At 71.4% G+C, this 13,197-nt stretch carries 10 protein-coding genes; 4 read left to right on the top strand and 6 right to left on the bottom strand.

Annotated features, from left to right (window positions below; translation table 11 throughout):
- Positions 1–4: 4 nt before the first annotated feature.
- On the top strand, positions 5–1,246 hold the full coding sequence (locus tag D7044_RS20670) for an MFS transporter (protein WP_120677622.1): 1,242 nt from the start codon (positions 5–7) through the stop codon (positions 1,244–1,246).
- A gap of 917 nt (positions 1,247–2,163) precedes the next feature.
- Here the strand turns inward: D7044_RS20670 and ctaD are convergent.
- Together ctaD and D7044_RS20660 are read right to left on the bottom strand one after the other, a co-directional pair.
- A complete protein-coding gene (ctaD, locus tag D7044_RS20665) occupies positions 2,164–3,924 on the bottom strand; it encodes an aa3-type cytochrome oxidase subunit I (RefSeq protein WP_120689952.1) in 1,761 nt (586 codons plus the stop codon).
- A 137-nt stretch (positions 3,925–4,061) separates the two neighbouring features.
- Positions 4,062–5,168 carry an FAD-dependent monooxygenase gene (locus D7044_RS20660; RefSeq protein ID WP_120690042.1) on the bottom strand — a complete coding sequence of 369 codons (1,107 nt, stop codon included), beginning with the start codon at positions 5,166–5,168 and terminating at the stop codon, positions 4,062–4,064.
- Between the two features lie 279 nt (positions 5,169–5,447).
- Between D7044_RS20660 and D7044_RS20655 the strand changes: the two genes are divergently transcribed.
- Positions 5,448–5,948, top strand: coding sequence for a hypothetical protein (locus D7044_RS20655; protein WP_120677626.1), 501 nt, complete (start codon positions 5,448–5,450; stop codon positions 5,946–5,948).
- 1,007 nt (positions 5,949–6,955) lie between these two features.
- Here D7044_RS20655 and D7044_RS20650 read toward each other — a convergent pair.
- The 3 genes from D7044_RS20650 to D7044_RS20645 all read right to left on the bottom strand — a co-directional run bounded on the left by D7044_RS20650 (position 6,956) and on the right by D7044_RS20645 (position 9,014).
- Positions 6,956–7,918 (bottom strand): golvesin C-terminal-like domain-containing protein, encoded by a 963-nt coding sequence (locus D7044_RS20650; protein WP_120677628.1) that lies wholly within the window; start codon positions 7,916–7,918, stop codon positions 6,956–6,958.
- Entirely contained in the window at positions 7,918–8,085 is a 168-nt protein-coding gene (locus D7044_RS32690) for a hypothetical protein (protein ID WP_187398604.1), read from the bottom strand. Before D7044_RS32690 ends, D7044_RS20650 begins: the two co-directional genes overlap by 1 nt.
- Before the next feature lie 140 nt (positions 8,086–8,225).
- Entirely contained in the window at positions 8,226–9,014 is a 789-nt protein-coding gene (locus D7044_RS20645) for an aldo/keto reductase (RefSeq protein WP_120677630.1), read from the bottom strand.
- 95 nt (positions 9,015–9,109) lie between these two features.
- On the opposite strand from D7044_RS20645, the gene D7044_RS20640 reads away from it, so the two are divergent.
- The gene (locus D7044_RS20640) at positions 9,110–10,171 is read left to right on the top strand and encodes a DNA polymerase ligase N-terminal domain-containing protein (protein ID WP_120677632.1); all 1,062 of its coding nucleotides are present in this window, start codon (positions 9,110–9,112) and stop codon (positions 10,169–10,171) included.
- Between the two features lie 14 nt (positions 10,172–10,185).
- Positions 10,186–11,376: a threonine synthase gene (locus D7044_RS20635; protein WP_120677634.1), complete on the top strand. Its 1,191-nt coding sequence runs from the start codon at positions 10,186–10,188 to the stop codon at positions 11,374–11,376.
- 24 nt (positions 11,377–11,400) lie between these two features.
- Here the strand turns inward: D7044_RS20635 and D7044_RS20630 are convergent, their stop codons facing one another.
- Positions 11,401–13,197, bottom strand: a complete 1,797-nt coding sequence (locus tag D7044_RS20630; protein ID WP_120689951.1) for a glycoside hydrolase family 15 protein — start codon at positions 13,195–13,197, stop codon at positions 11,401–11,403.

Below are 13,197 nucleotides of genomic sequence, written 5' to 3'. Positions count from 1 at the left end.
GAGGATGACGCCGGAGGTACGGACCGTCGTGAATTTGAAACCTTACCGGGAGGCGCTCGCCCTGCCCGGTCTCCGGTCGTTGCTGCTCGTGGCGGTGCTGGCCCGCATTCCGCTCACCGCGACCGGGGTGACGCTGACCTTCTACGTCGTGCAGGACCTGGGCCGGGGCTACGGCGCGGCCGGGCTGGTCGGCGCCGCGGTCACTGTCGGTGCGGCTATCGGCGGTCCGCTGCTCGGCCGGCTGATCGACCGCCGGGGGCTGCGGCCGGTGCTCGTACTGACCGGGATCGTCGAGGCGATCTTCTGGTCCACCGCGCCGTCGCTGCCCTACCTCCTGCTGCTGCCGGCCGCCTTCATCGCCGGCTCACTCGCCCTACCGATCTTCTCGGTGGTCCGGCAGTCCGTCGCCGCGCTGGTGCCCGAGGACCGCCGCCGCCCCGCGTACGCCCTCGACTCGATGTCGGTGGAGCTGTCGTTCATGATCGGACCGGCGCTGGCGGTGGCCCTGGCCACGACGATCTCGGCGCGACACACCCTCTACCTCGTCGGAGCCGGCATCGTCGCCGCCGGGGTGGCGTTCTGGCTGCTCAACCCGCCGACCGCCGACGGCCGCCAGGAACCCGACACGCCCCGGCGGCAGGTACGCCGACGCGAGTGGGTCACCCCCCGACTGCTCGCCGTGCTGGCGATCAGCCTCGCCGCCACCCTGGTGCTCGGCGGCACCGACGTGGCCGTGGTGGCCGTGCTGCGGGAGAGCGGGGAGGCCGGCTGGACCGGTGCCGTCCTCGCCATGTGGGCGGTCGCGTCCCTCGTCGGCGGCTTCGCCTACGGGGCGACGCACCGCGCGGTCTCGCCGCTGGCCCTCCTGGCCGGGCTCAGCCTCTGCACCATCCCGGTCGGGCTGGGTGGATCACACTGGTGGCTGCTCTGCCTCGCGATGATCCCGGCCGGAGCGCTCTGCGCCCCCACCCTCGCGGCGACCGCCGACGCGGTCAGCAAACTCGCACCCGCCGAGGTCCGCGGCGAGGCGATGGGCGTGCACGGCTCAGCGGTCACCATCGGACTCGCCGTCGGCGCCCCGCTCGCCGGCGCGGTCATCGACGCTCGGGCGCCGTGGTGGGGCTTCGCCGTCACCGGCGTGATCGGCGCGCTCGTGGCGCTCGCGGTGCTCCCGATCCAGCTGCGGCACCGCCGAGCCGCCGCCGCGGCCCAGGCCGAACCGGCGTACGCCGCCGCCAACCACTGAGACCCTCGCCCACCTTGCGGCCGGCCCCACCGGCCTGGGTTGACCCGACCCGTCCGATGATCCACTCGCGCTCAAGGAAGTCGGGCTGTCCCGGTGCCGGGATGCCCCGACTTCCATGAAATCGAGTGGATCACGTCCGCCCGGCCGTCGAGGGCTGCCGCGACCGGCCGAGAACCCGGTCTCGGCCGGACCATGGGGACGAACCTGCGCGAAGTGACCCGAGCCGGCTCGGGTTGGGCTGAGGCGGGTCGGGTCGGGCCCGGGATCGGGTCGGGCCAGGTCGGGCCGAGCCGGGACCGGGCCGAGGCGGGTCAGGTACGGGCCGGGCCGGGTCGGGCCGAGCCGGGACCGGGCCGAGGCGGGTCAGGTACGGATCGGGTCGGGCCCGGCCCGGGTCGGGCCGGGTTGGGCCGGGTTGGGTCGGGCCCGGCCCGGGTCGGCCGGGTTGGGCCGGGTTGGGTCGGGCCCGGCCCGGGTCGGCCGGGTTGGGCCGGGTTGGGCCGGGTTGGGCCGGGTTGGGCCGGGCCGAGCCGGGCCGAGCCGGGCCGAGCCGGGCCGAGCCGGGCCGAGCGGGGACCAAGGCAAGGCGGACCGGAACAGGCCGAGGCGGGACGGGCCTTAGTAGGCCTGTTGCGGCCGGAACCGAACGCGCGAGGCCGGACCCGGCCTCACCGGGTCGCCGGATCGACTCTCCGGGTGCTCAACCCGCGCGATGAGCAGCCCACCGAGGTGACCCACTCGCCTTCACGGAAGTCGGCCTGTCCCGGCACCCGGGATGCCCCGACTTCCGTGAAGTCGAGTTGATCACGTCCGCCCGGCAGTTGAGAGGCTGCCCAAACACACTGGAAAGGCGACGGGCGCCGCTCCCGGGTGGTCCGGGGAGCGGCGCCCGTCGTGGGTGCCGGGGATCCGAGCGGTCAGGCCCGGTCGATGTTGCTGGCGGTGTCCTCGGTGTAGCGGGCCCCGCCGTCCGACTCGCTGGTCAGCGGCTTGGCACCGCCCTCCGGCGGCCCGGCCAGGCTCTGGCCACCGGCGGCCAGCTCGGGGAACTTCATGTCGAACGCGGGCCGCTCGGAGCGGATCCGCGGCATCCGGTCGAAGTTCCGCAGCGGCGGCGGGGAGCTGGTCGCCCACTCCAGCGAGTTGCCGTGGCCCCACGGGTCGTTGACCTCGACGACCGGACCGGTCCGGTACGACTTCCAGCAGTTGTAGATGAACGGAAGCGTCGAGATGCCGGTGATGAAGGCGCCGATCGTGGAGACCGTGTTCAGCGTCGTGAAGCCGTCGTCGGGCTGGTAGTCGGCGTACCGGCGGGGGAAGCCCTCGGCGCCCAGCCAGTGCTGCACCAGGAACGTGGTGTGGAAGCCGATCATGGTGAGCCAGAAGTGCACCTTGCCGAGCCGCTCGTCGAGCATCCGGCCGAACATCTTCGGGAACCAGAAGTAGATGCCGGCGAAGACCGCGAACACGATGGTGCCGAAGAGCACGTAGTGGAAGTGCGCCACCACGAAGTACGAGTCGGAGACGTGGAAGTCCAGCGGCGGGCTGGCCAGCAGCACACCGGTGAGACCGCCGAAGAGGAACGTCACCAGGAAGCCGACCGCCCAGAGCATCGGCGTCTCGAAGCTCACCTGGCCGCGCCACATGGTGCCGATCCAGTTGAAGAACTTCATACCGGTGGGCACCGCGATCAGGAAGCTCAGGAAGCTGAAGAACGGCAGCAGCACCTGACCGGTGGCGAACATGTGGTGCGCCCACACGCTCATCGACAGCGCGGCGATCGCGAGGGTCGCGGCCACCAGGCCCTTGTAGCCGAAGATCGGCTTACGGGAGAAGACCGGGATGATCTCGCTGATGATGCCGAAGAACGGCAGCGCGACGATGTACACCTCGGGGTGGCCGAAGAACCAGAAGAGGTGTTGCCACAGCATCGGCCCGCCGGTTGCGGGGTCGTACACGTGGGCGCCGAGCAGCCGGTCCGCGGCGAGCGCGAAGAGCGCGGCGGCGAGCAGCGGGAAGACCAGGATCACCAGGAGGCTGGTGACCAGGATGTTCCACGTGAAGATCGGCATCCGGAACATGGTCATGCCGGGCGCCCGCAGGGTCAGCACCGTGGTGATCATGTTGACCGCGCCGAGGATGGTGCCCAGACCGGAGATGGCCAGACCCATGATCCACATGTTGGCGCCGACGCCCGGGGAGTGCTCGACGCTGCTCAGCGGGGCGTACGCGAACCAGCCGAAGTCGGCGGCACCACCCGGGGTGATGAAGCCGGCGGTCGCCATCGTGCCGCCGAACAGGTACAGCCAGTAGGCGAAGCTGTTCAGCCGCGGGAAGGAGACGTCGGGCGCACCGATCTGGATCGGCACGATGTAGTTGGCGAAGGCGAACACGATCGGCGTCGCGAAGAACAACAGCATGATCGTGCCGTGCATGGTGAAGAGCTGGTTGTACTGCTCCGGCGACAGGAACTGCAGCCCGGGACGGGCCAGCTCGGCCCGCATGATCAGGGCCATCAGGCCACCGATCATGAAGAACGCGAACGCGGTGACCATGTACATGATCCCGATCTGCTTCGCGTCCGTGGTCCGCAACAGCCGCGCGATGGCCGACCCCTTGACCGGTTCTCGGACCGGCCAGGGCCGGGTCACGACCGGCTTGGGTGCGACGGTGGTCACGAGTGGCCTCCGGTTCTCGGTTGTCCCGCTCGGCACGCGCTGAACTGGCGAGCCGTCATCCGCAAGGAGGATAGTCCCCGGCAGGTGGCAGCGCCGCGTGGGGTGGCCAGCTACGATCATCGGCCGCGCCGGCCGGCTCAGAGCGGACCCAGCAGCAATCGGTAGTGCTCACCGAAGATCCGGCCGCCCCGGCCGCGTAGCAGGGGATCGCGCAGCGCCGGCGAGACGTCCCGGGTCCGGTTGCGGTCGCGGGTGCGGTCGCTCACCCACCGGGTACGCGGGCGACGACGACTCTCGTACGCCGTCAGGGCCGCCTCGACGCTGCCGGCGGCGGTCAGCGACTCGGCGAGCACGACGGCGTCCTCCAGCGCCATCGCGGCGCCCTGGGAGAGCGTCGGCGCGGTGGCGTGCGCGGCGTCGCCGACCAGCAGTACCCGCCCCCGGTGCCAGCGCCCGAGCTCCACCTCGTCGGTGACGCCCACATGCACCCACTGCACCGCGTCGAGCACCTCCGGCACCGGACTGCCGTAGGAGCCGAAGACCTCCCGTAAGCGGGCCACCGGGTCGGCCGGCTTCTCGGTGCCGGCCTCGTCGGCGTAGCAGTGCAGCCGCCCGGCGCCGATCGGCACCATCAGGAAACCGGAGCGTTGACCGAGCAGCGCGGTCCACTCGGTGACGGGTGGGGCGTCCCGCAGCACCGTGCGGTAGACCACCTGGCCGGCGGGGCGGGGCGGGCCGCCGAGCGCCGCCAGCGTACGCACCGAGGAGCGCGGCCCGTCGGCGCCGATGACGAGGTCGTACTCGGCGCTGGTGCCGTCGACGAAGGTCACGCCGATCCCGGCGGGCAGCAGGTCGAGGCTGCGCACCTCGGCGCCGTGCCGCACCGCTCCCCCGGCGCCGGTGAGCAGCACCCGGTGCAGTTCGGCCCGGGGCAGCGCCCGGCACTCGCCGACCCCGGCCCAGAGCGAGTCCAGGTCGACCTCGCAGAGCGGCTCGCCGGCGGCGTCCAGGAAGCGCTGCCGGTGGACGACGTGACCGAGCGGCCGCACCGGGTCGTGCAGGTCGAGCCGGTGCAGCGCGCGGGCGGCATTACCGGGAAGGTAGAGACCGGTCTCGTGGGACTCCCCCGGCGGCAGCTTGTCGGTGACGTCGGGGCGGAAGCCCGCCATCCGCAGCGCCCGGGCCACGGCGAGGCCGGCGATGCCCGCGCCGACGATGAGGATGCGCAGGGGGGAGCCACGCATGGTGCGGTACGCCTCCGGGAGGGGATTCGGCACGCGTCGGATACAGGACACTACTCGCTGCAACCAGCGCACACCAGGGCTGATCGGTCCCGCAGGCACCCTTCTCCGCTGCTGTCGAGCAACCCGGAGGACCGCCCGCCCGCCCGTCTGGCCTCTCAGCCGCGCGATCCGGCTGGGGGGAGACCCCGTCGGGTCGGTGGCCGTTCAACCCACTAACGGCAAGGAACGCGGAACAGGAGGCTCAACGGCGGCACGAGCCGAACCTGACACCCTTTCGCAATGACCGGGACGCTGAGGCTTTATGCCGACTACCGCCAGCTTCATCTCTTCGACGAGGCATCAGCGGCGAACATCGAGGAGGCCTGGACCGACACGGTCGAGCACACTCAGTTCTCCGCCGTCGGGGATGCCGCAGTTGTCGTCACGATGAGCAGCGCGGACGTGCTGGTGGATGTCGAGGTGCTGGAGCACCCGCCGCAGATCGACCTGGGGCGGTACGACCACGTCGTGGAAGGCAGCCTGGATGTGCCATCAGGCCGTCTGGTGGTCGTGGGCTGCTCCGACTACGCGCCCGACGCCCCACGATTCGACCTGGCTCCAGGATCGGTCCGGGTACGGGTCTCGAAGAGCAACCTTCAGGCCGCGAAGGACGCGGGCGAGTACTCGGACGAGGACGAGGCCACCACCGAGCGAGTCCGACTACAGGTATGGCCGGCAGCACCGGCACAGACCGAGGTACTACGGCAGTGGCCGGCAGAGGCCGACCCTAATCGGGCGTGACGAAGCCCAGCTCGGTTGAGCCCCGGGCTACGTCGACGCGCACGTCTTGCATCCCACGCTCACCAACCGCCGACTCAGCCATTGGAGTTCGTGGACCGCGCGACCGTACAGTCGGCGCGCGGCGGTCGCCATGAGCACCTCTAACAGCCCGACTCAGCTCATGAACGAGGGACCGACTGGCCGTCAACCGTCACTGGGCCACGATCCGGGCCTTCGGCGAACGTGCCGTCGCCACCGTCAAGGGATGGAGATTCCTCGCCAAGCTCCTCTGCTGCCCCCGACACCCCACCGCGGTCGGGCGCCAACTTCCCGTTCAATCTCGTCGGCCTGTTCCGCTGGGCCATCCATGAGGCTCGCCTCTGCTGACCACGAGGCCAACCAATGAAGGGGCGTGAGCACGAGGCCTACGCCCTTCATCTACTCACTCGGACGGTTGCCCAGTCGCCTCTGATCGACGACTGCGGGCAGCGTCGAACGCAATCCAATGAAGCACCTCGTCACGCGTGCTTCTGCTGACTCGTCGCAAGGCAGCAAAATCCTCCACCCTTACATCGAGTGTCGCGTATTCCACAGTGGGTCGCTGTCCATCCCGAAGGCTGCCAGCTCTCGAGAAGCCGACCACCACACACATCCATGATTGCTGCGGCGATGGCTCGGGATGATAGGGAACGAGGATGTATCGGAGTTCGCGTGAAACCCGCATCCCAGCCCCTTTCCTGCTGAACCCTGAAGAAGAAGCCAAATCAATGAGCTGCTGCAGGCGGTCGGCCGACACCGCCTTGACGGACAACGGGACTGGCCAGCCAAGGCGAGATGGCACCCGACGAAAGCCGCGCAGGAAATAACGCGCCAAGGCTCCCGCCTCCGCTATTTCTAGACAAGGATCGTGGTATCCCTAGGGTAAAGCAGAGAGGACGAAGCGGGCAGGGCGACACCTCGGCCGGTTCTCGGCGGCGGCCGGCCCGCGCCCCCGGTGTTCAGGCTGCGGACCGGCCGGTCAGGTCAGGTCAGACCCGGGTGAGTCGCACGGCGTCGGCGATGACCAGGCCGGTGCCCGTGGTCCAGCGGCTCACCGCCACCCGGTTGGCGTCCCCGGCGGGCAGCGCGAAGGTCCCGAGGGTGCGCCACTGGCCGCCGGTGACCCGCTGGTCGACGGTGACCGTACGGTTCCCGGTGGTGGTGGCGACGATGTACGGCGCGGCGCTGTTGTAGCCGGAGTTCGCCGGCCACCAGGCGTCGACCCGGTAGTTGCCGGCGGCCGGGACGTTGAACCGGTACCAGGCCGGGTCGCTCGCGGCGACCGGGTCGGCGTAGCGGTAGTCGGCGCCGTAGCGCTGCCCGGAGTACGAGGAGATCCCCCAGTTCGCGCTGGCGGTGAAGCGCCCGGCGGTCGAGTTGTCCACGATGGAGCTCCAGGCGGTGCCGCCGGCCATCTTCGCGGCGACGTCGCTGCGCATCACGTTCAGGTCGATGAACGAAGGATCGATCTTGCCGGTGGTGCTGGTCTCGCGGTGACCGCGGGCGTGGCTGGCGTCCCTGCCCAGGCGGGTGAGCACGGCGGCGGTCGCGGCGATCGAGGCGTTGTACTGCGCCGCGGTCATCTCCTGGTCGACGCCGTTGTAGTCGATCTCCCACCCGATCATCAGCGTGTTGCCGTCGCCGGCCGGGATCGGTCCGCTGCCTCGGCTGGCGCCGGCGTGGTTGCAGCGGCCGGCGGAGATGACGTGGAAGACGCCGTGGTAGTCGACGAGGGCCTGGCAGAGCGGGCCTGCCAGGTCGGGTCGGCCGTTGATGCAGATGTTCAACGCCGGATGCGGGTTGGTGGCGCTGGAGGTGGCAGCGGTGTGGTGCCAGAGCACGCCGATCGGGTCGAAGCTGCCGGGGCGCATCCGGTTGAGCCAGTCCCCTTCGACGACGACCTGGACGCCGGCGCCCCGGAGCACGTCCACGAGCCAGGGAATGGTGGCCATCAGGCACCGCCGAGCAGGTCGGCGAGGCACTCGGGCTTCGGTGCGGCGGGCGGCGCGGCCGCCGCCGCGCCCGGCCGGGCGACGACGGTGGCGATCGCGGCGACCATCAGGGCTGGGACGCCGAGCAGGCTCCGGCGGCGAAGACGGAGGGATCGGGACGTGACCATGAGGCTCCTTCAGCAGGTCCGGCAGGCGGAGAGGGTCACGACGTATCGACGTACGTGATGGCGGCACGCTACCGCCCCACGTACGTCGATGTCGATACCCTTCAATGCCAGCCGTCCGGCTGAAGGAAGTTGCCAAACGGTCAGGCCGAGCCGAGCGCGTCGAGGTCGCGCATCTCCTCCGCGGTGAGCGAGAAGCGGAAGACGTCGGCGTTGGCCTGGATCCGCTCCGGCGTGACGCTCTTCGGGATCACCACGATCTCGTGGTCGATGTGCCACCGGAGCACCACCTGAGCCGGCGACACGTCGTGCGCCGCCGCGATCCGGGCCAGCACCGGATGCGAGAGGTCGCTGGTGTCGAGCGGGCTGTACCCCTCGAGCACGACGCCACGGTCCCGGTGCTCGGCGTGCCGCTGCCGGTCGTACAGGAACGGGCTCCACCGGATCTGGTTGACCGCCGGGTTCTCCTCGGTCGCCTGGATCAGCTCGTCGATCTGCGGCGTGCTGTAGTTGCTCACCCCGACCGCCCGGACCAGGTTCTCGTCCCGCGCGGCGAGCAGCTCCCGCCAGAGCGGGATGCTGTCCGCGGGCGCGGACGGCGTCCAGTGGATCAGCCACAGGTCGAGGTACTCGGTGTCGAGCGCCCGCAGGCTCGCCTCCAGCGTCTCCCGCTCCCGGCCCACCCGATCCGGCGGCAGCTTCGTGGTGATGAAGAGGTCCTCCCGGCGCAGGTCGCTCTCCCGCACCGCCCGGCCGACCTCCTTCTCGTTGCCGTACACCGTGGCGGTGTCGAGGTGCCGGTAGCCGGCGTCGAGCGCGGCCAGTACGGCGTCGTAGCCGGCCTTCCCGGTGGCCCGCCAGGTGCCGAAGCCGAGCAGGGGCATCCGCACCTCACCCGGCAGGAGGACGGTGGGCTGATCGTCATGGTCCATGACGACCGTTCTACCCGTACTGACCCCCGGCATGCGAGCGAAACCCGGCACCGAGCCGCCCAGCGGGGACGCCCGGATTGCCGGAGAATGCGGATGTGGCGGACCGGCTTGACGAGTACCGACGTCGGAGGGATGCGGCTCGCACCCCCGAGCCGGTGCCGGAGAAGAAGCGGCGCCACCGGCGGCGCGGCGACGACGATACCGGCCGGTTCGTCATCCAGCAGCACCATGCGCGCAGCCTGCACTGGGATCTGCGGCTGGAGCACGAAGGCGTGCTCGCCTCCTGGGCGGTGCCGCGCGGCCTGCCCCGGGACACCGGCCGCAACCACCTCGCCGTGCACACCGAGGACCACCCCATGGAGTACCTCGACTTCCACGGGGAGATCCCGGCCGGCGAGTACGGCGGCGGGACGATGACCATCCACGACCGCGGGACCTACCGGCGGGAGAAGTGGCGCGACGACGAGGTCATCGTGGTGCTCGACGGGGAGCGGACGTCCGGGCGGTACGCCCTCTTCGCCACCGGCGGCAAGGGTGGCCGGGACTGGATGGTCCGGCGGATGGATCCGCCGCCGGAGGGTTGGACGAGCATGCCCGAGCTGGTCCGTCCGATGCGTCCCACCCCCGCCGCCCGCCTCCCCCGCGACCAGGCCGACTGGGGGTACGAGCTGCGGTGGGACGGGACCCGCGCGACGGCCTACGTGTCGGGCGGGCGGCTGCGGCTGCTCTCCGGGACCGACGAGGAGATCACCGGGGGCTACTCGTGGCTGCGTGACCTCGCCGAGGCGATGGCGCCGACCGAGGCGGTGCTCGATGGGCTGCTGGTCCGCATCGACGGCGGCGGCCGGGTGCGTCCCGCCGCGCCGACCTCCGGCGCCCGGGTGCCCGCCGGAGCGCAGTACCTCCTGATCGACCTGCTCTGGCTGGAGGGCACGACCTGCGTCGACCTGCCGTACGCCCAGCGCCGCGAACTGCTCGACGGTCTGGCGCTCGCGGGCGCGCACTGGCAGACTCCGCCGTGGTTCCCCGGTACCGGCGCCGAGGCCCTGCGAACCAGCCGAGAGCAGGGGCTCCCGGGGGTGGTGGCGAAGCGCCTCGACTCGGGTTACGAGCCGGGGCGACGCAGCCGACGCTGGTTGAGCATCGACGCGAGCTGACGGCGAGGAGCGACGTGTACCTGACCCACCTGGAGTGCCCGCGCTGCGGCAAGGAGCATCCGGCGGACCGGCCGCAGAACCTCTGCGTCTGTGGCTCGCCGCTGCTGGCCCGCTACGACCTCGCCGCCGTGGCCGCGGCGGTCACCCCCGAACAGTTCCCGCTGCGCCCGGCGGACCTGTGGCGTTACCGCGAACTGCTGCCGGTCGCCGACCTGCGCCACGTGACCAGCCTCGGTGAGGGCTGGACGCCGCTGCTGCGTGCTCCCGGCTACGGCGCCGAGATCGGCGTCGACGACCTCCTGATCAAGGATGAGGGCCTCATCCCCACCGGCTCGTTCAAGGCCCGCGGCGCGGCGGTGGGCATCAGCCGGGCCCGTGAGCTGGGCGTGCAGCGGATCGCCATGCCCACCAACGGCAACGCCGGCGCAGCCTGGGCCACCTACGCGGCCCGGGCGGGGATGGGCGCGACCATCGTGATGCCGCTCGACGCCCCGACCATCTGTCGACGCGAGTGCGTGGCCGCCGGCGCCGACCTGAGCCTGATCGACGGGCTGATCAGCGACGCCGGCCGCCGGGTGGCGCAGCTCGTCGGCGACTCCGACGGCGCGATCTTCGACGCGGGCACGCTGCGCGAGCCGTATCGGCTCGAGGGCAAGAAGACCATGGGGTACGAGATCGTCGAGCAGCTCGGCTGGCAGGTACCCGACGTGATCATCTACCCGACCGGCGGTGGCGTCGGGCTGATCGGCATTCACAAGGCGTTGCACGAGATGCGCGAGTTGGGCTGGATCTCCGACCGGTTGCCCCGGCTGGTGGCGGTGCAGTCCACGGGCTGCGCACCGATCGTGCGGGCCTTCGCGGCCGGTGAGGAGCGCGCCCAGCCGTGGGCGGACGCGCACACCATCGCCTTCGGCATCACCGTGCCGGCGCCGCTCGGCGACGAACTGATCCTGACCGCGTTGCGGGACAGCGCCGGCACCGCGGTGGCGGTTCCCGACGAGGAGATCCTGACCGACCTGCGGGCCTTCGCCGCGCAGGAGGGGCTGCTGCTCTGTCCGGAGGGGGCGGCCTGCCTGACCGCCGCCCGGCAGCTGCGGGCCGGCGGCTGGATCCGGGCCGGCGAGCGGGTGGTGGTGCTCAACACCGGGGCGGGCCTCAAGTACCCGGAGACGGTGGACGTGTCCGACGTGCCGGTGCTCTCCTGAGGCGGGCGAACGCGGCGGGAACGGTCAGAACGCTCGTGGGTCGGTCAACCGCCACGCCGCGTTGATCAGCCCGATGTGCGACAACGCCTGCGGGGTGTTGCCGAGCTGCGCCCCCGTCGTCAGGTCGATCTGCTCGCTGAACAGCCCGACGTCGTTGGCGTACCCGGCCATCCGCTGGAAGAGCGCCTCGGCCCGCTGCTGCTCACCGGTCATCACCAGGCACTCGACCAGCCAGAACGAGCAGAGCAGGAAGCCGGCCGGGTCGGTGTTCCAGCGCCGGATCAGGCCGTCCTCCGTGCTCAGGTCGCGCTCGATGACGGCGATGGTCGCGCGCATCCGCGGTTCGCCGGCCGGCAGGAAGTGCACCACCGGCAGGAAGAGCGCCGAGGCGTCCAGCTCGGTGGAGCCGAACGCGCCGGTGAACGCGCCGATCCGGTCGTTCCAGCCGTCGCGCAGCACGGTTTCGCGGATCTCGTCGCGGATCGCGGCCCAGCGTCGCGGATCGGCCCGCTCGCCGAGCCGGTCGGCCAGCTTGACCGCCCGGTCCAGGGCGACCCAGCAGTTCACCTTCGACGACAGGTAGTGGCGTTCCTCGTCGCGCGTCTCCCACATCCCCCGGTCCGGCAACTGCCAGGTCGACGCCACCTGTTCGGTCAACCCCAGCACCATCTCGCGCAGCTCCTCGTCGAACGTGTTCCCGAGGTAGTCGCGCAGCCGCCAGACCGAGGTCATGATCTCGCCCGGCACGTCGAGCTGCCGCTGGCACCAGGCGTCGTTACCGATGCGGACCGGCCCGGTGCCGGCGTAGCCCGCCAGGTGTGGGCATTCGTGCTCGGTGAGGTCCCGCTCCCCCTCCAGCCCGAAGACCACCGGCACCGGCCTGTCGCCGATGCGTCCGATCGAGCGGGTGACCCAGGCGAAGAGGCGGGACGCCTCGTGCGGGCAGGCCGCCACCCAGAGCGCGCGCAGGGTCATCGAGAAGTCGCGCAGCCAGGAGTAGCGGTAGTCGTAGTTACGTTCACCGCCGAGCTGCTCGGGGAGCGAGGTCGTCGCCGCCGCCGCGATGGCGCCGCTGCGCGCGTACGTCAGGCCGGTCAGCACGGTGGCGCTGGGGCGGACCAGTTCCGGGAACCGGCCGGGGTACTTGTGCGTCTCCCGGTACGCCTCCCACGCCTGGATGGTCTCGGCGAGCGTGGTCAGCGGGTCGAGCCGGACCGGCGGCTTGCCGTAGGCCTCGCCGTACGCGAGGTCGAAGCCGACGAACTGCCCGCCGGAGACCTCGAACTCCTGGTACACCCGGTCCCGTCCGGCCTTCAGCGGCGGCCCGTTGCAGCCCAGCACCAGCACCACCGGGCCGGCGGTGGCGAGGACGCTGCCGTCCGGCTGTTCGTGCAGGTAGGGCGTGAGCAGGCCGTGTGCGGGGCGGGGCACGTAGTCCAGCGCCATCCGGACCCGGCCGCGCAGCCCTTCGACCACCCGGATCAGCACACCCGGGGAGTCCATTCCGAGCTGGTGCGCCCGCGCCCCGATCTCGGCGGCGAGCGCGTCGGTGACCGCGACGCTCCCGTCGGGGGTGTGGTGCACGGTGCGCAGGACCAGGGTGTCGGGGTGGTACGACCGCTCGACCCGGTGCCCGGGCCCGCCCGCGCCGACGGGCGCCAGCCGGAAGTGGCCGGCCTGCGGCCCGAGCACCCGGGCGAAGATGGCGGAGCCGTCGAAGCGGTCCGGGCACCACCAGTCGATCGAGCCGTCCCGGCTCACCAGCGCGCCGGAGCGGCAGTCGGAGAGGAATCCGTAGTCGGAGATCGCCGGCTGCTCCAC

Source organism: Micromonospora musae, from assembly GCF_003626635.1.
GTDB classification, from domain to species: domain Bacteria; phylum Actinomycetota; class Actinomycetes; order Mycobacteriales; family Micromonosporaceae; genus Micromonospora; species Micromonospora musae.
The sequence above is the reverse complement of the archived record's forward strand: the minus strand, read 5'-3'. Positions and strand labels throughout refer to the sequence as shown.

Excerpts from the sequence above, each read along its gene's own strand:
- D7044_RS20670 (WP_120677622.1), top strand. The coding sequence starts at position 5 with ATGACGCCGGAGGTACGGACCGTCGTGAATTTGAAACCTTACCGGGAG.
- D7044_RS20660 (WP_120690042.1), bottom strand. The coding sequence starts at position 5,168 with ATGCGTGGCTCCCCCCTGCGCATCCTCATCGTCGGCGCGGGCATCGCC.
- D7044_RS20655 (WP_120677626.1), top strand. The coding sequence starts at position 5,448 with ATGACCGGGACGCTGAGGCTTTATGCCGACTACCGCCAGCTTCATCTC.
- D7044_RS20650 (WP_120677628.1), bottom strand. The coding sequence starts at position 7,918 with ATGGCCACCATTCCCTGGCTCGTGGACGTGCTCCGGGGCGCCGGCGTC.
- D7044_RS32690 (WP_187398604.1), bottom strand. The coding sequence starts at position 8,085 with ATGGTCACGTCCCGATCCCTCCGTCTTCGCCGCCGGAGCCTGCTCGGC.
- D7044_RS20645 (WP_120677630.1), bottom strand. The coding sequence starts at position 9,014 with ATGGACCATGACGATCAGCCCACCGTCCTCCTGCCGGGTGAGGTGCGG.